The sequence below is a fragment of the Flaviaestuariibacter amylovorans genome, assembly GCF_039541815.1.
GTDB lineage: Bacteria > Bacteroidota > Bacteroidia > Chitinophagales > Chitinophagaceae > Flavisolibacter > Flavisolibacter amylovorans.
The window spans coordinates 230,737-247,094 of record NZ_BAABGY010000002.1 but is presented as its reverse complement, the minus strand read 5'-3'; the positions used below and the strand labels follow the sequence as shown (position 1 = coordinate 247,094).

Below are 16,358 nucleotides of genomic sequence, written 5' to 3'. Positions count from 1 at the left end.
GCATCAGGCCTGGTACTGGCCGGCGTAGTACTGCTGGTACGCGCCGCTCGTGACGTGGCGCAGCCATTCCTCGTTCTGCAGGTACCAGTCGATGGTGAGCGAAAGACCCTCCTCGAAGGTGACGCTCGGCTTCCAGCCCAGCTCCCGGTTGATCTTCGAGGCATCGATGGCATAGCGCAGGTCGTGGCCCGGACGGTCCTTCACGAAGGTGATGAGCCCTTCCGAGGTGCCTTCGGGGCGACCGAGCTTCTCGTCCATCTGGCGGCACAGGAGCTTAACGAGGTCGATGTTCTGCCACTCGTTGAAGCCGCCGATATTGTAGGTCTCCCCGTTCTTACCCTCGTGGAACACGAGGTCAATGGCTACGGCATGATCCTTCACGAAGAGCCAGTCGCGGGTATACTTGCCGTCGCCATACACGGGCAGCGGCTTGTTGTGGATGATGTTGTGGATGCAGAGCGGGATCAGCTTCTCGGGGAAGTGATTGGGCCCGTAGTTGTTGGAGCAGTTGGTGACCACGATGGGCAGGCCGTAGGTGTCGTGGTAGGCCCGCACGAAGTGATCCGAAGAGGCCTTGGAGGCCGAATAGGGCGAGTGCGGGTTGTAGGGCGTCTCCTCGGTGAAGAAGCCTTCGGCGCCCAGGGCTCCGTACACTTCGTCGGTGGATACGTGGTAGAAGCGCTTGCCTTCCTCCTGGCCTTTCCAGGCGAGGCGGGCGGCGTTGAGCAGGTTCACGGTGCCGATCACATTGGTGAACACAAAGTCGAGCGGCGACACGATGGAGCGGTCTACGTGGCTCTCGGCGGCGAGGTGGATGACGCCGTCAGGCTGGTACTGCGCGAAGAGCGCATCCACGGCGGCGGCGTCCACGATGTTCACCTTCTCGAATACATAGTTGGGCGCATCCTGGATGTCGGCGAGGTTCTCGAGGTTGCCGGCATACGTGAGCGCGTCCACGTTTACGATGCGGTAGCCGGGGTACTTGGTCACGAAGAGGCGGACGACGTGCGAGCCGATAAAGCCCGCGCCGCCGGTGATCAGGAGCGTCTTATTCATATGGAGTAAGAGTAGTTGTGGTGCTGGCGATACCAGGTAAAGGCTTCCTTGAGTCCTTCGCGCACGGTTACTTTCGGGTCGTAGCCCAGGAGGGTGCGGGCCCGGGAGATGTCAGCGAGGCTGTGGCGCACGTCGCCGGCGCGCTCGGGGCCGTGGATCGCCGCCAGGTCGGAGCCGGCGATGCCCTTGATGGTCTCGAAGAGCTCGTTGAGCGTGGTGCGCTCGCCGCAGGCGATGTTGTACACCTGGTTCAGGGCGTCGGTATTCTCGGTGAAGAGGGCGCAGATATTGGCGTGCACGGCATTGCTGACGTAGGTGAAGTCGCGGCTCGTTTCGCCGTCGCCGTTGACGTGCGGCGGCACGTTGTCGAGCACCGCCTTCATGAAGAGCGGGATCACGGCGGCATAGGCCCCGTTGGGATCCTGCCGCGGCCCGAACACGTTGAAATAGCGGAGCCCGACGAAGGAAATGCCGTAAACGTCGGCATACACGCGGGCATAGAGCTCGTTCACGTACTTCGTCACCGCGTAGGGCGAGAGCGGGCGGCCGATCGCGTCTTCCACTTTCGGCAGGCCGGGGTGGTCGCCGTAGGTGGAGGAGGAAGCGGCATACACCACCCGCTGCACCCCGCATTCCCGGGCGGCCGTGAAGATGTGGAGGGTTCCGGTGATGTTGACGGCGTTGGTCGTAAGGGGGTCGTTGATGGAGCGGGGTACCGAGCCGAGGGCCGCCTGGTGCGAGATCCGGTCGATGCCTTTGCAGGCGGCGAGACAGGTCTCGTAGTCGCGGATGTCTCCCTGCAGGAACTCGAAACGCGGGTCGGCTTCGAAGTCCTTCAGGTTGTGGGCAAAGCCCGTGGCCAGGTTGTCGAGCACCCGCACCCCGGTTACCCGCGGGTCACGGAGGAGCTCCTCAACGAGGTTGGAGCCGATAAAACCGGCTCCACCTGTAACAAGTATGTGCATAAAATATTATCCAGCCTTTTCTTTCTTGGCCTTTTTCTTCTTGCTCGGCATGGCCCAGCCAAACCAGCGGCGAAGGAAAGAAGTTCCTTCCACATCATCGTCATAGTAGCCATATCCGTATCCGTAGCCGTAAGAGCCGTTGCCGTAGCCGTAGCCGTAGCGGCCGTAGCCATAGTAGCCGTAGCCCGCACGGAGCTTCACGTCGTTGAGGATGAGCGACATGCGCGGCAGCTGGTTGGCCTTGTAAAAATCATTCACCATCTCGAGCTGCTTCTTGTGGGTAACGCCCTGGCGCACGATGTAGAGGCAGGAGTCGGCGTAGTTGGCGAGCGTCATGGCATCGCCCACCATGCCTACCGGGGCGGTGTCGAGTACCACGAAGTCGAAGTTGGTGCGGAGGTAGTGGAAGACCTCATCGATGCGCTTGTCGAGCAGCAGCTCGGCCGGGTTCGGCGGGATGGGTCCGCAAGGCAGCACAAAGAGGTTGTCGATACCTTCAACAGGTACAATGAGGTCGTCGAGCGAAGCCTTGCCCAGGAGGTAGTTGGTAAAACCGGGCTTCTTCGTCATGTTGAGGCCCTGCAGGATCTTGGGTTTGCGGAGGTCAAGCTCGAGGATCACGGTGCGCTTGCCGGCAAGGGCCATTACGGCGCCCATGTTGGTGGAGATGAACGACTTACCCTCACCCGAGAACGAGGAGGTGACGAGCAGCACGGGCGTGCGGCCAGTCTCGGTAAGCATATACTGCAGGTTGGAGCGGATGATGCGGAACTGCTCGGCGATGAAGGAGCGGCTGCGCGGCTTTACCACTAGGGTCTCTTCGTTGGCGGCGTGGCTCACCTCGCCCAGGATGGAGGCAGAGGTATGGCGCTCGATGTCGACGCGGGAAGAGATCTTGTCGTCCATGATCTCGAGCACAAGCACAAAGAGCAGCGGGATGATGATGCCGATCAGCAGGGCGATACCGCGGATCTTGATCGACGAGGGGCTCACCGGCACCCGGTTCACCTCGGCCTTTTCCAGCACCCCGATGTTGGAGATGGTAGCGGCGAGGGAGATCGCGGTCTCTTCCTTCTTCTCGCTCAGGAAGGCGAACACGGCCTGCTTGCTTTGCTTCTCACGCTCGAGGCCGAGCAGCACCTGCTGCTTTTCAGGTAAGCCGCGGATGGAGGCCTGCAGCGCGGTGTTCCTGCGGTCGACATCGGCGAGCTGTCCTTCGTAGGAGCGGCGCACATTGGAAAGGTTCTCCAAGATGTTGCCGCGCATTTTCTCGATCTGGTCTTCCTTGAGCTTTACGCGGGGGTTGCCCACCGGCACGTTGCCTTCGGTGATGAGCGTTTTACGCTCCATCTGGTAGTTGTTATACAGCGACACCTGCTGGTTCAGCGTCACATCGTTGAGGCCGAGCGAAGAGGGCACGATCTCATAGGTAAGCTTGTTGTCGCGGAGGTAGTCCTGGATCAGCTTCACCACGTTGAGCTGCGCGCGGAGCTCGGTGATCTTCTCGTCGGCGGCGTCGGCACGGGAGAAGTAGGAAGAGGTCATCGACTGGATGTCGCTCAGGTCGTTGGACTTTCTGTAGGCAAGCACATTGCGCTCAATGGAGTCGAGCTCCCGGTTCACCAGCGCGAGGCGGGTGTTCAGGAAGTCCATCGTCTGGCGGTTCTTGCTGTTCTTCTGCTCGATGGTGCCTTCCTGGTATTCCTTCATCAGCTTGTTGACGATGTCGGCCGACATCCAGGGATTCTCCGACTCGAGGTTGATGATGATGATACCGGAGGAGCCCGCCTTGTTATAGGCCTGGAGCCCTTTCCGGAGGGCAGTGGCCATCTGGGCGGGGGAGTTCCACTTAACGCTGTACACGTCTTTGCTGCTGAGGGGGCCGGTAGCGTTGATGCGGAAGAGGCCTGCGGGGTGCGAGATCTCCTGCCCGGTCTTGTACACGCGGCCCTTGCCGTTGATCTGGAAGCTGTTGGCGTCCTTGAAATGAACGGCGAACTCGAAGGGAGCGGTGCTGTCTTTCTGGGCGAGGATCTCAAGACGGAAGGGCGCATCCTTATAGATGTTGAGCTCCTTGATCTTGCCCTTGGCGTAATAGCGGGTATTGATGCCGAGCTCCGCCACCACGCGCTCGAGGAGGGCGCGCGACTTCAGGAACTCGAGCTCATTGTTGATGTTCTTGGAACGGTCGTCGCTGAAGAGCTGCTCGAACTTGTCGCCCGACTTCGCGCCTTTGTCCTCGGTGAGGATGAGCGCACCCTTCGACTGGAATACCGGGGAAGTGTAGCGCAGGTAGAAGAACGCGACGATCAGTGAAAGGACCACCGACAGGATGAACAAAGGCAGGAAGCGGAGGTACTTGAACAGGAATTCTTTGGGGCTGAATCCCGTCTGGTCGCTGCGTGTGGCCTGGTTTTGAGAGCTCATTGATACTTACTTGAGTTAAAGGTTATCGCCTTACGATGATACTATAGAGCAGACCTAAACTAGTAAGGATAGTCAGGCCAAGGGTTAGCTGCTGGATCCGGCGTTGTTGCTCGCCGAGCTGGAGCTTATAATCCGTCTGGTCTACCAGGATCACGTCGTTCTGGCGGAGCTGGTAATACTTCGACTCAAAGATGTTCCCGGCGGTCAGATCGAGCACACCCGTTTCGCGCTGCCCGTCGATCTCGCGGAGCACCCGCACGTTCTTGATGGTGCCGAACTCCGTGATGCCGCCGGCCATGCCCACCGCTTCCAGGATCGAGAGGCGTTCCGTCGGCACCGAGAGCACGCCTGCGTTGCGCACTTCCCCGAGTACCGTTACCCGGAAGTTGAGAAAGCGGATGACGACGCTCGGCTGCGTCAGCACGTCCTTCAGCTTGGCGCGGACCGTTTTCGACAGCTCGTCCTTCGTCAGGCCTTCCGCCTTGATCAGTCCAATACGCGGGATCTCGATGTTCCCGCGTACGTCCACCAGGTAACCCGGCTCCTGCGCGAGGCCGCTGGCCTGGCTCGTGGCCGTAAGGTTATACGGCACGTCGGTGGCGGGGTCGAGGCTCGCGGAGGTGATCTTGATGGACAGAAGATCGTTCTTCTGGATCACCGGCTCTGCAATGAATACGCCCTTGCGGAACGAAGTGTCCTTGATGTCACTCAAGTAGTTGTAAACCACACGACGCGGACCGCACGAGGCAAGAATAAGCAGCACAAATATATAGCAAAAAAAACGCATATACTATTTTGTTTTATCTTCTCCGAGAGGAATTAGCTTGGATTTATCGATTTTCGCTAAAAGCAGATAATCAAGGCTTTCGATCATCACTTTGACGGTTTTACTGCCGACCTGCACCACCCGTCCTTCCGTATTTATCAGGGCCCCGCCGGTGATCATCACGCGCTCGTTGGGCTTCCAGTTCACCTTCACCACTTCCACGTCCTCGTATTCCGAGAGGAAACGCTGGATGGCCTGGATCTCCTTGTCCTTGATCACGGCCGGCTTGCCGTCGCCATACACGAAGTTGATCACCCCTTCGGTCATGCGGACCTCGGTGCGGCGGTCTTCCTCGATCCGTACAAATACGTACGACTTGAACAGGGGCTCCTCGATGAGCTTGATCCGGTCGCTCCACTTGCGGTGTACCTTGTTGAGCGGGCAGTAGCTTTCCACGCCCTTCTGCAGAAGCAGCTGGTGCACCTTCTTTTCCCACCGGGGACGTGTATATATGGCCAACCACTTCGCGCTCACCTGTTCACATTTAGATATAGCTTCGCCACCTCAGTCCCATCCGCATTTCAGAAAAGCGGAGGTCACGGAGCGATTTTGAGGTGCAAATATAGTCGGATTGGTGGGACTGACAAGCCGATAAAAAATACAGATTATGAATCAGTTAAACTGAAATTTGCGCTTTTTGCCGCGATTTTGGTACCTACCTGATTATGAGGACGGTACACATATCTGATAAGCATATTTCCCTATTTTTTACTGCCGGGTCAGGAACACTCTTAATGCTTTTTTAATAGACCTTTAGCCCATGAAGCCCGCTCAACGCTTTTATGCCCTCGACGTATTCCGGGGCGCCACCGTCGCCCTCATGATCCTGGTGAACAATCCCGGCTCCTGGGGCCATATCTACGACCCGCTGGAGCATGCGCCCTGGCATGGCATTACGCCCACCGACCTTGTCTTTCCGTTTTTCCTCTTTGCCGTAGGCAATGCCCTGGCCTTTGTGATGCCCCGCTTCGCCGCCGGCGGCGACGGCGCCTTCTGGCGTAAAGTACTGAAGCGCACCGTGCTCATCTTCCTCATCGGGCTGTTCCTGAGCTGGGCGCCCTTCGTGCGCTGGGCCGGCGACAGCCTCGTGGCCAAGACCTGGACCTGGGCCGACCCGAAAACCGGGGCCCTGTCGGGCATCCGCATCATGGGCGTGCTGCAGCGCATTGCGCTTTCCTACGGGCTCGCCGCCATTATCATCTATTATGCGAAGCCGCGTGGCGCCTTTTACGCGGCGCTTCTCCTGCTGCTCGGCTACTGGGCGCTCTGCGTGCTCGGCAATCCCGCCGACCCCTACAGCCTCACCGGCTGGTTCGGCACCCGCATCGACCTTGCCGTACTGGGCGAGCCGCACCTTTATCATGGTGAAAAGCTGAACGGCAAGCCCTTTGCCTTCGATCCCGAAGGGCTCATCCACACGCTCCCCTCCGTGGCCCAGGTGATCTTCGGATACCTGGTGGGCGACTATATCCTGAAGCGCAGTACGGCCGTGCTGCCGCAGCATACGGGCGCCGACACACCGGCCCTGCGCGAGGAGCCGGGCCAGCACCCGCTCTACGCCACCCTCACGGGCTTGTTCGTGGCTGCAGTGGCCCTGCTCTTCACCGGCTATTGCTGGCACATGAGCTTTCCCGTCAACAAGAAGATCTGGACGAGCTCCTATGTGGTCACCACCACGGGGCTGGCCATCGCGGTGCTGGCGACGATGCTCTGGGCCATCGAGCTGCGGGGCAAGCGGGGCTGGTGGTGCCGCTTCTTCGAGGTGTTCGGCAAAAACCCGCTGTTCATCTTCGCGCTGAGCTCGCTCCTGCCCCGCCTCCAGGCCCTCATCCGCATCCCCGACGGCACGGCCGACGACGGTACGCCGAAGTACATTGCCCCCTTTGGCTGGTTCTATAAATATATATGTGCCCAGGTGCCCGGCGCCCCCGAGAACGGCTCGCTGCTCTACGCCATACTGATGATCCTGTTTTATTGGAGCATCGTTTACTTTATGGACAAGCGGAAGATCTACGTCAAGGTTTAGGAGGGTTTGGAAGGGTTTAGAAGGGTTTAGAAAGGTTCAGGGAGGTTTAGAAAGGTTTAGAAAGGTTTGCGCAAGCGACGACCCTGAACTCAACCCTCCTGAACCTGCTTGAACCTTCCTGAACCTTCTTGAACCTTTCTAAACCTATCAAAACCTATCACCACCCCTAAACCTCCTAAACCTTACTTTTACGCCATGACCGACCTTACCATCCGTTCCGAGCAGGAAGCCTCCGTGGCCATTTTGTTCTCCTGCCTCTTCCAGGAGGGGCAGCAGCCGCCCGGCGAATCGCGTATCGAGCACCTTTCGCGGATGCTCGTGCTGTGCTCCCGCTTCCGGGGCCACAACCTGAGCGAGCTCTCCCAGCATGCCCTTTCCCTCTTCAGCCAGCATGGCGCCAAGGCCCTCATCGAAGCCGCCGCCCCGCAGGTGTCGGCCGAGTTCCGCGAAACCCTCTTCGCCATGATCTGCGAGCTCATGACCGACACCGGCCAGGTATCGGAAGAAACCTCGGAGCGCATCGGCATGTGTGCCCTCTACCTCCAGATCCCCATGGAGCTCATGCGCACTATGGTGACCACTTACATCATCCGCAACCGGTTCAACATCGAAATCGTAGACTAGCCCCCGGCCCGGCCCCCTGTCCCCCGAAGGGGGAACTTAGGTCGATGATACATTACGACTAGATTTATTTTTTTAAAGTAACCAGCTAAAAAAGGCCCGGATCGCGTAGCGATCCGGGCCTTTTGCATTTTCCGCTTTGAAGAGATTTCAGCTGGTAAGGTTTGATGAACCTACGTTCCCCCTTCGGGGGACAGGGGGCCGGGGACAGGGGGCCGGAGCGGCGGTAGCCGTCACACGATGTCCATATCCCCGAAAAAGAACCGGAACTCGGTAGTGGCGAGGCGTTCCGTCTCGGCTTCGCCCTTACCCTTTACCAGGAAGTTGAAGCGGTTGCGGATGCGCTTATGCAACCCGCCGGGCACGGGCAGACCCGGATCATAAAGAAGCACGAAGGCTGCCAGCGCCCGCGCACCGTAGGCGGGAGCCGCTTTCAGGGTGGTCACGAAGCGCGCCTCGTCGGCAGCGATCACGTCCATGAGCAGCAGGAAGGGAATGCCTTTCTTCTGCTCGCGCTTCAGCAGCAGGTAACCGGTCACCTGGCCGCCCTTCGTTACTTCCACCACGTGGATGACGCCCGTCGGGTAGTTGGCGTAGCGCCAGCGGTAATGCTCCGGCGATTTGATGGCGGCGTTGTCGAGCTGGTACAGCTGCGGCGGAAACGCGACGGCGTCGATACCGGGAAGCCGGCGAAAGCGGTAGCCCGAGAAGAGGACACCGGCACCGAAGGGATAGAGCAGCACGTCGGGGCAGCGTCCGCGCCGGTAACCGAACTTCTGGAGGAAGATCGGCGTGCTCATCTCGTTGGTAAAGGTCAGGAAGGTATCGACACCGTGCCCGGCATTGTCTTGCTCGGTCCGGAAATAAAGCTTGCCAAACATGCCTTTGCCGCGCAGGGCGCCGGAGGTGAGCACGTTCTGGGGCATCGCCACGAGCCGCTCCTGCCCGTTGACGCGGTAGCGGAAGTTGTTGGTGGTCGCATATCCTTCGGGGGCGCCGTTGAGGTGCACCACCTGGAAGGAGAAGGATCCCGAAGGATTGGCGAAATACCAGTGGCGGATGAAATCGGCCGTCATGTTCTCGTTGCCGCCGTTGGCACGGGCGAGGGCATGCAGCCGGTCGGCCTCCTCCAGGCTTGCGGACGCGAAAACGGGCTCGGGATTAGGATGAGACATGGGAAGGTGCGGGGTTATTGGCCGCCAGTACCTGGCGGGCGAGCTCGCTCATGGTACTGCTGCCGAATCCATATTGACGGTTCAGTTGCTGGTAATGCTTCAGGATGAGCTCCAGGAAGGCGAAGTTTTCGTCCTGGTGAATGCCGAAGTTGTGCGGGTGCCACCAGAGGTGATACACCAGGCCGTTCTTCGCGGCGTGCGTCATGCTCTTCTTGATCCGCCGCAGGCGCAGGCCATCCAGGAAGGCCAGCCGCGGCATATAGGGGCGCAGAAACGCCGAGGCGGGGATGTCGATCGGCAGGGTGGCCGGCAGTCGATCCAGGTCAAAGGCATGGTTGCCGCTCAACGGGACGTAGGAATCGAGGAGGCGCAGGCCGCGGCGCGCCGGTGTTTGCCCGGCGGCGTTGTCGGCGGCATAGAGCCAGTGGCGCTCGTTGCCGCGGATGCACAGGATCCCGTGCTTTGCGCAAATCCGCAGGTACTCTTTATTATATTGGTTGCGGGGGAAGATCAGGCTCGTGATGGTGACCCCGCGCTCGGCCCCGACGCGGATCGCCATCTCGAGGTCGGCTTCGAACTCGGCGGCACTCTGGCCCGGCTCCAGGCAATAGTAGTGGCAATAGGTATGGGTGCCCACCTCGTGCTGCGGCTGCTCCAGGATGAGCTGGACCAGGTGCGGGCTGAAGTGGTGCGGATCTTCGGGGAAGCCTTTGCCTACGCGGTCGAGGTAAGCGCCGTAGGGCGACAGCTTCGGGTTGCTGTAGGCCGGCAGGCGATCGGGGACGTGGGCCAGGAGCTCCTCCTTGTCCTGGTGGAACAGGAACCCGACGATACCCCAGGTGGCCTTTACGTGGTAGCGCCCGAACAGGTCGAGCAGGCGCGGAATGACGGTTTGCACCCCCCGAATATTAGGCCCGTACGTGTCGAGGGAGAGGGTGTCGTGCACGCCCCAGTTCAACTCGAAATCCAGCGAAATCACCAACTGTCCAGGCTTCATACTACTTCAGGGTTGAGCGGCGAATATAAGAGATTTGCCTCTTTGCCTTCCGCGCGCCCCGGTGCCCCGGGAGCGCCACGCCCGGCTGCCGGGGGCACGGCGCAGTTGACACGCTCTTTTTTGCAATTTGTTTACTTTCACAAGGCATTGGCAGCGCGGCGATGCAGCATATTGGATATTTGTACCCTCTATACCATCACTATGCAACTGCGATTCCTGGCGAGCCTGCTGCTACTTTTGACCACCACCGGACTGCGGGCCCAGACCTGCACCACGCCGGGCCAGACGCCCGCCACAGCGTTCCCGGTATGCGGCACCAGCACCTTCGCGCAATCAACCGTACCTCTTTGCGGCGGCACCCCCCTTCCCTCTCCCGGCTGCAATCCAAACCAGGGAGTACTCACCGATGTCAACCCATTCTGGTATAAGTTCACCTGCTTCCAGTCGGGCACCCTCGGCTTTCTCATCACGCCCAACAACATGTCCTCCGATTACGACTGGGAACTCTACGACGTTACCGGGCGCAACCCGAACGACGTGTTCACCGACGGCAGCCTCGTGATCTCCAAAAACTGGAGCGGCGAAACCGGCCTCACCGGGGCCAGCAGCGCCGGCACCCAGCAGTTTGTATGCGGGGGCACGCCCAACCCCCGGTTCAGCCGCATGCCCAACCTGATCCAGGGGCATAACTACCTGCTGCTCATCTCCCACTTCACGCCCACCCAGTATGGCTACGGCCTCTCTTTCGGTGGCGGCACGGCCGTCATCACCGACACCACCACGCCGCGCCTCCGGAGCCTCGAGGCTTCCTGCGCCGGCGACCAGCTGCGGGTGAAGCTGAATAAGAAGATGAAGTGCAGCTCGCTCACCGGCTCCGGCTCCGAGTTCGTGCTCGCCGGCGGCGGCGCCATCGTGTCGGCCACAGGCATCGGCTGCAGCAACGGCTTCGACACGGACTCCATCCTCCTGCAGCTCGCTGCCCCCCTCGCCGCAGGCAACTATACCCTGCAGGTGCGCGCCGGCACCGACGGCAACACCCTGCTCGACTACTGCGACCAGTCCCTCGCCACTACCGAATCGCTGCCCATCACCATCACCCCCCGCGTGCCCACCCGCATGGACAGCATCGCCCCCGTGGCCTGTGCACCGCGCGAGCTGCGCCTCGTATTCAAGCGCCTCATGAGCTGCGTCTCGGTAGCCCCCAACGGGTCCGACTTCCGCGTGGCGGGCACCTACCCGGTAACGGTTACCGGCGCCACCTGCGCCGATGCCGGCACGGCAGGCTCCAAGGTGATCGTGCTGTCGCTTTCAGCGCCCCTGCAGCGCGCAGGGGCCTTCCAGGTGATCCTGCAGCGCGGCACCGACGGCAATACCCTCATCGACGAATGCGGCGAGGAAACGCCCGCCGGCCAGAACGTATCCTTCAGCGTGAAAGACACCGTGAATGCGGATTTCACCTATACTATAGGCTATGGCTGCCAGCGCGATACGGTCCGCTACCTCCACCCTGGCGCCAACGGCGTCGACAGCTGGAAGTGGACGCTCGACGAAGGGCAGGAAAGCACGCTGCAAAACCCGACCGGCATCTACGCCCAGTTCAATACCAAAGCCGTGGAGCTCGTGGTGAGCAACGGCTTCTGCAACGACACGGCCCGCGCCTCCTTTGAGCTGATCAACTTCCTGAAGGCCGACTTCTCGATCTTTGAAGACAACTGTCCCGAGGAGACCGTACCCGTCGTCAACAGCTCCGTGGGCCGCGGCCTGCGCTATGCCTGGGATTTCGGCGACGGCCAGACCTCCACCCAGCAAACGCCGGTGCCGGTATATGCAGGGCCGGTGCGCGAAACGCCCTACTGGGTGCGCCTCCAGGTCACCGACTCCTTCGGCTGCACGGCCGAAGCCCGGAAGCGCATCGTGGTCTACAACAGCTGCTACGTGGATGTGCCAAATGCATTTACCCCCAACAACGACGGCAAGAACGACCGCTTCCGGATCCTGAACGCCGTAAAGGCGGTGGACTTCGAGCTGATGGTCTATAACCGCTGGGGCCAGGTGGTGTTCCAGACCAATAACTGGAAGGCCGGCTGGGACGGGCGCGTCAACGGCATCGACCAGGGCGCCGGCGTCTACGTCTGGTTTGCCCGCTATACCGACCGCGACACCCGGAAGCCGGTGTTCCGCAAAGGCACCATGACCCTGATCCGCTGATCCGGACTTACAAATCATAGAAAGAGCCCCGGCGATAATGCCGGGGCTCTTTCTATACCGGGACCAAGGCCGGAAGATCGACGGGATTTTTTCCACAGCCGGGATTCCGGGGTGAGCGGAGGGCCACTTGCGGGCTTTTCACCGGAGGCGACGGAGGTGCGCGCAGCCCCAGCGGCAGGAAGAAAAAGAAGCAATTTCTTAGTGGAGAAAAGCGGGCGCGTAAAACCCGTGAAGTGACAAAACCCAGCAGGGACGCGGGTTTTAACAGATTTACAACATTCGGGAGGGCCTAAAAAGAAAAAAGGCCTGCCCTAAAAAGAGCCGGCCGTTGCTAACCTATGAAAAACACCAATTCCAAATATAGGAGAAATTGTTCTTCAAAGTAACAACGGTGTTAAAATCTTTTTCCGGGACGATCGCCGTCGAACCGGTTCTGTAGCCGCTCTTCCCGGATGCGCTTCACCTCATCCACGAAATCATGCTCGTAGATAAAGACGTCGTTGGAGCGCTTCTCGCCCATGATCGGCTTGAACTGCTCGCGGTAGCGGAGGCGCAGGTCCACGATCTTTTGCTGCAGCACAAGGCGGTCGCCGCGAAACTGCTGGTTGATGGAGCGGAGCTCGTTGAAATAGTTGAGGAATACCGGTGCAAAGCGGTCGGCTTCGGAGCGCGACAGGCTGAGGCGGTTCTGCAGGTACTCGCGCATCCGCTCCCGAACGCGGCCGCCCGGACCACCGGGGCCTTCCTGTGCCGCGGCCGGCAGGCCGAGGGAGATCAAAAAGCAGGTTATGTATAAAAATCGTTTCATGGTCTTCATTCGGTTTTGCCAGGGTCACACAAAGTTCGTTCGAAACCGGTATGAGTGCGTGTGTATTAATTGATCGCGTTCAGGTGCTCGTCGTCGGTAGGCACCTGTTCCAGGAAGGCAGCCATCTCCTGGTCGGAGACGTCGCTGAGCAGGGAGTTGACCTCCGCCTTGCGGGGCTCGTTGCGGGCCAGGTCGGCGCCGTGCACTGGGTCGGCCGTTTCGATGAACTCCTCCAGTGCCTGGTCGGGTACGCTGTTGAGGCGCTTCTCTACCCAGGCCTCGGGGTTGGCCGCCACATCGGGAGTAGTGCCCGTGCCGGAGCCCGAGTAGAACCAGCCCCCGATCGCCAGCAGTCCCACCACGGCCGCAGCGGCGGCGGTGCGGTACCAGGGGCGGCGGCCCAGGGGTACTACTTTGGCCTTCGGGCGCACCGCTTCGAGGAGGGTTTCCGGCAGCGATTCGAAGTAGCCCCCGGGAACGGTGTACGGCATGCGGCGGTCGTGAGCGGACAGCAGGGCGGGCAGTTCCGGCGCCCCGGGAAGGGCGGGGGTCGCTCCGAAAAAACCTTCCGGCACCGAGAAGGGCATCCGCTTCGGCAGCCCGGCCAGCAGGGGCGAGAGCCCTTCTAGCTCCGCCTTCGGGTCGTCGGTTGCGGCAACTTCGTGCAGGCGGGCCAGCAGCGTTCCCGGGAAAGCGTCGAAAAAGCCCTCCGGAACGGCATACGGGATCCCCGTCGGGCCATGCGGCAGCGTGCTGCCCAGCCCGTGAAGCTCTTCTGCTATGTGCCTGCGTTCGGTCATACGGGTTCTCTGACCCCGGGCGGGGGATGAGGTTTAATGGTTTTTGATATAATCCTCTACTTTTTTGACGGCGTGGTGATAGCTTGCTTTTAGGGCGCCCTCGCTCGTTTCGAGCACCCGGCTCATCTCCTCGTAGGGCATCTCGTCGTAGTACCGGAGCGTAAACACAATGCGCTGTTTCTCAGGAAGTTGCTGGATCGCGAGCTGGAGCTTCCACTCGAGGCGGTTGGCGTCGAAGCCGGGGTCGGCCTTGATGCGGTTCTCGAGCCCCGATTCCACGTCGCCGAGCGGCACCGCCGCCCGCTTTTTCTGGCTCTCCAGGAAGGTCAGGCATTCGTTGGTAGCGATGCGGTAGAGCCAGGTGTAGAGCTGCGATTCCTGCTTGAAATTTTCAAGGGCGTTCCAGACGCGGATGAACACGTTCTGGAGCACGTCGCTGGCATCGTCGTGGCTCACCACGATGCGGCGCACATGCCAGTACAGCCGCTCCTGGTACTTCCGCACCAGCGCCGTATAGGCAGCCTCCTTCGTAGCCGGCTCGCGAAACTGCCGGAGGAGCTCCGCGTCATCTTGATTGGTTAATGCCATCGTGGCGAAGATAATGGGAGAATTTGCTAATGTGCTAATGGGGTAATGTGCTGATGGGGGAATAAGGCTCAGGAGGGTGCAGAAGGGTTTTTGAAAGGTTGTGCGACCAGGCAGGCCTTGGCAAAAGGATCTAAAAAGTGATACACGAAAAGGCGCGGGTGAAACAACACAGTTGAGGGACCAATAACTTCTCAAAACCCGTCAAAACCCTTCCAAAACCTTTTCCGGAATTCCCTAGCTTTCGGCGATGAAACGCCTGCTCCTGTTCCTCTTACTGCTTTCCGGCACTGCCGCCGCCCAGGACTTTCCTGAAGCCTTCGTGGGCCACTGGAAGGGTACCCTCCACTGGTATTCCGCCGGCAAGAAGGAGCCCCGGACCGTCACGATGCAGCTCCTGATCGGGCGCACCGACACGGCCGGGCAATACACCTGGCGGATCGTTTACGGCGACTCGCTTCGGGACGACCGGCCCTACGTGCTCCGCCCGGCAGACAGCGCCAAAGGCCACTGGCTCATCGACGAGCGCAACGGCATCCTGCTCGACCAGTACTGGGTGGGCGGGCGCCTCACGAGCGCTTTCAGCGTGCAGAGCAGCACCATCCACAACGCTTACTGGCTCGAGGGCGGCCGCCTCATCGCCGAATTTCATGCCACCGGCGTTGCCCCGGTGCGCACGTCCGGCCACGGCACCGAAGCATCGCCCGAGGTTAAAAGCTTCCCCACGAAAAGCTACCAGCGCGCGGTGTTAGAACGAATGCGGTGATGTTCTGAAGAGAAGGGTTTAGGAGGTTTAGGAGGTTTAGGAGGTTTAGGAGGTTTAGGAGGTTTAGGAGGTTTAGGAGGTTTAGAAAGTTTAGGGGGTTGCGTGCGCCAGCCAACCTTCTAAACCCCCTAAACCTCCTAAACCTTTTCTCGCGTTATTCCATGATCCGCGGCAGCATCCCGCGCAGGCCCATATCGCGCACCTTCTCGCCTTTGAGCGGCTCCCAGCGGCCGTTGGGCATGCGGTCGTCCCACTCGAAGCTTTTGTTGGTCGACAGCGACACTTCCACCACGATGTTTTCGGTTTCGGCGCCGGTGATGCGCAGCTTGCCCGGGAGGAAAGAGCCGGTAACGACGCAGGAGCCGGCGGGCACCGGCGAGGAGGTAAAGAGCGGGTTCACCACCGTGGTGGCGCCGGAAGGGGCGGTGGCCGAGTCGAGCACCGTAAACGTGATGCCGTTGTAGCGCAGCGCCGACTCGAAGCCCCAGAAGCCCTGCGGGCGGGCGCCGTTCACGGCAATGCTGCGCTCCTTTACCCGGAAGCTGCGGATAAAGTTGTTGAAGCCGATAAAGCCCGCGATGGTGCCGGAAGCTTCCTGCTGGATGCGGTTGCCGGCGATGGTGGTATCGATGGAATACTTCACGTCGAAATTCTGGTAGGCTACGGAGAGGCGGAGCCACTCGTACTCGCCGGGCGGGATGTTGCGCAGCGGGGTGCTGAAAAAGGTGCCGCCGTCGCCCACCACGTTGCTCTGGTCGAAATCGATGGCCGGGCCGGTGGCGGAGGCCACCTCCGGGGCGCGCCAGAGCACGAGGCCGGAGCCGAGGGCCGTGAAGGCCGTGGGTGCCAGCTCGAGGTAGTGAGCGCTCATCGCATTGAAGACAGGGCTCTGCGCCGCGCCGCCGGCGGCGATATTGCTCGGCTGGCCGATGTTGTCGAGACGCAGCTGCGTGCTGTCAAATTTGAATTTGAATACAAGCTGTGCCCGGGCCTCGGCCTTCTGATTCTTTTTACAGCTGCACAGGACCACGGCAGCGAGGAGCGACAAGGAGAGCAAACGCATCAGGAGAAACAGTTTTTGGTGCCCTAAAGATGCCA

At 60.4% G+C, this 16,358-nt stretch carries 15 protein-coding genes; 4 read left to right on the top strand and 11 right to left on the bottom strand.

The features are described from left to right. Positions 1–3: 3 nt before the first annotated feature. Genes rfbB through ABD937_RS03425 form a run of 5 tightly spaced genes read right to left on the bottom strand, consistent with a single transcriptional unit; the run spans position 4 to position 5,748 of the window. Entirely contained in the window at positions 4–1,056 is a 1,053-nt protein-coding gene (rfbB, locus tag ABD937_RS03445) for a dTDP-glucose 4,6-dehydratase (protein ID WP_345253421.1), read from the bottom strand. Beyond that, on the bottom strand, positions 1,053–2,021 hold the full coding sequence (locus tag ABD937_RS03440) for an SDR family oxidoreductase (protein WP_345253419.1): 969 nt from the start codon (positions 2,019–2,021) through the stop codon (positions 1,053–1,055). The genes rfbB and ABD937_RS03440 overlap by 4 nt, the downstream gene beginning before the upstream one ends. A gap of 6 nt (positions 2,022–2,027) precedes the next feature. Beyond that, the gene (locus ABD937_RS03435) at positions 2,028–4,448 is read right to left on the bottom strand and encodes a GumC family protein (protein WP_345253418.1); all 2,421 of its coding nucleotides are present in this window, start codon (positions 4,446–4,448) and stop codon (positions 2,028–2,030) included. Positions 4,449–4,470: 22 nt separating this feature from the next. After that, entirely contained in the window at positions 4,471–5,235 is a 765-nt protein-coding gene (locus ABD937_RS03430) for a polysaccharide biosynthesis/export family protein (protein ID WP_345253417.1), read from the bottom strand. A 3-nt stretch (positions 5,236–5,238) separates the two neighbouring features. Then, positions 5,239–5,748, bottom strand: coding sequence for a UpxY family transcription antiterminator (locus tag ABD937_RS03425; protein WP_345253415.1), 510 nt, complete (start codon positions 5,746–5,748; stop codon positions 5,239–5,241). A gap of 286 nt (positions 5,749–6,034) precedes the next feature. Here ABD937_RS03425 and ABD937_RS03420 point away from each other — a divergent pair, with 286 nt between their 5' ends. Together ABD937_RS03420 and ABD937_RS03415 are read left to right on the top strand one after the other, a co-directional pair. Further along, positions 6,035–7,300 carry an acyltransferase family protein gene (locus ABD937_RS03420; protein WP_345253413.1) on the top strand — a complete coding sequence of 422 codons (1,266 nt, stop codon included), beginning with the start codon at positions 6,035–6,037 and terminating at the stop codon, positions 7,298–7,300. Between the two features lie 195 nt (positions 7,301–7,495). After that, a complete protein-coding gene (locus ABD937_RS03415; RefSeq protein ID WP_345253411.1) occupies positions 7,496–7,924 on the top strand; it encodes a hypothetical protein in 429 nt (142 codons plus the stop codon). A 230-nt stretch (positions 7,925–8,154) separates the two neighbouring features. Here ABD937_RS03415 and ABD937_RS03410 read toward each other — a convergent pair whose 3' ends face one another. Further along, positions 8,155–9,096: a hypothetical protein gene (locus ABD937_RS03410; protein WP_345253409.1), complete on the bottom strand. Its 942-nt coding sequence runs from the start codon at positions 9,094–9,096 to the stop codon at positions 8,155–8,157. Further along, positions 9,083–10,093: a polysaccharide deacetylase family protein gene (locus tag ABD937_RS03405; protein WP_345253407.1), complete on the bottom strand. Its 1,011-nt coding sequence runs from the start codon at positions 10,091–10,093 to the stop codon at positions 9,083–9,085. The genes ABD937_RS03410 and ABD937_RS03405 overlap by 14 nt, the downstream gene beginning before the upstream one ends. A gap of 201 nt (positions 10,094–10,294) precedes the next feature. Between ABD937_RS03405 and ABD937_RS03400 the strand changes: the two genes are divergently transcribed. Continuing rightward, complete coding sequence (locus ABD937_RS03400; protein WP_345253405.1) at positions 10,295–12,301, top strand: T9SS type B sorting domain-containing protein; 2,007 nt, start codon at positions 10,295–10,297, stop codon at positions 12,299–12,301. 394 nt (positions 12,302–12,695) lie between these two features. Here the strand turns inward: ABD937_RS03400 and ABD937_RS03395 are convergent, their stop codons facing one another. From ABD937_RS03395 to ABD937_RS03385, 3 genes are all read right to left on the bottom strand, one after another. Continuing rightward, positions 12,696–13,109, bottom strand: coding sequence for a hypothetical protein (locus tag ABD937_RS03395; RefSeq protein ID WP_345253403.1), 414 nt, complete (start codon positions 13,107–13,109; stop codon positions 12,696–12,698). Positions 13,110–13,174: 65 nt separating this feature from the next. After that, positions 13,175–13,909 (bottom strand): hypothetical protein, encoded by a 735-nt coding sequence (locus ABD937_RS03390; RefSeq protein WP_345253401.1) that lies wholly within the window; start codon positions 13,907–13,909, stop codon positions 13,175–13,177. 33 nt (positions 13,910–13,942) lie between these two features. After that, positions 13,943–14,497 (bottom strand): RNA polymerase sigma factor, encoded by a 555-nt coding sequence (locus ABD937_RS03385; protein ID WP_345253399.1) that lies wholly within the window; start codon positions 14,495–14,497, stop codon positions 13,943–13,945. A gap of 247 nt (positions 14,498–14,744) precedes the next feature. Here ABD937_RS03385 and ABD937_RS03380 point away from each other — a divergent pair, with 247 nt between their 5' ends. Then, positions 14,745–15,260, top strand: a complete 516-nt coding sequence (locus ABD937_RS03380) for a hypothetical protein (RefSeq protein ID WP_345253397.1) — start codon at positions 14,745–14,747, stop codon at positions 15,258–15,260. 154 nt (positions 15,261–15,414) lie between these two features. Here the strand turns inward: ABD937_RS03380 and ABD937_RS03375 are convergent, their stop codons facing one another. Next, positions 15,415–16,323, bottom strand: a complete 909-nt coding sequence (locus ABD937_RS03375) for a hypothetical protein (RefSeq protein WP_345253395.1) — start codon at positions 16,321–16,323, stop codon at positions 15,415–15,417. Between the last annotated feature and the right edge of the window lie 35 nt (positions 16,324–16,358).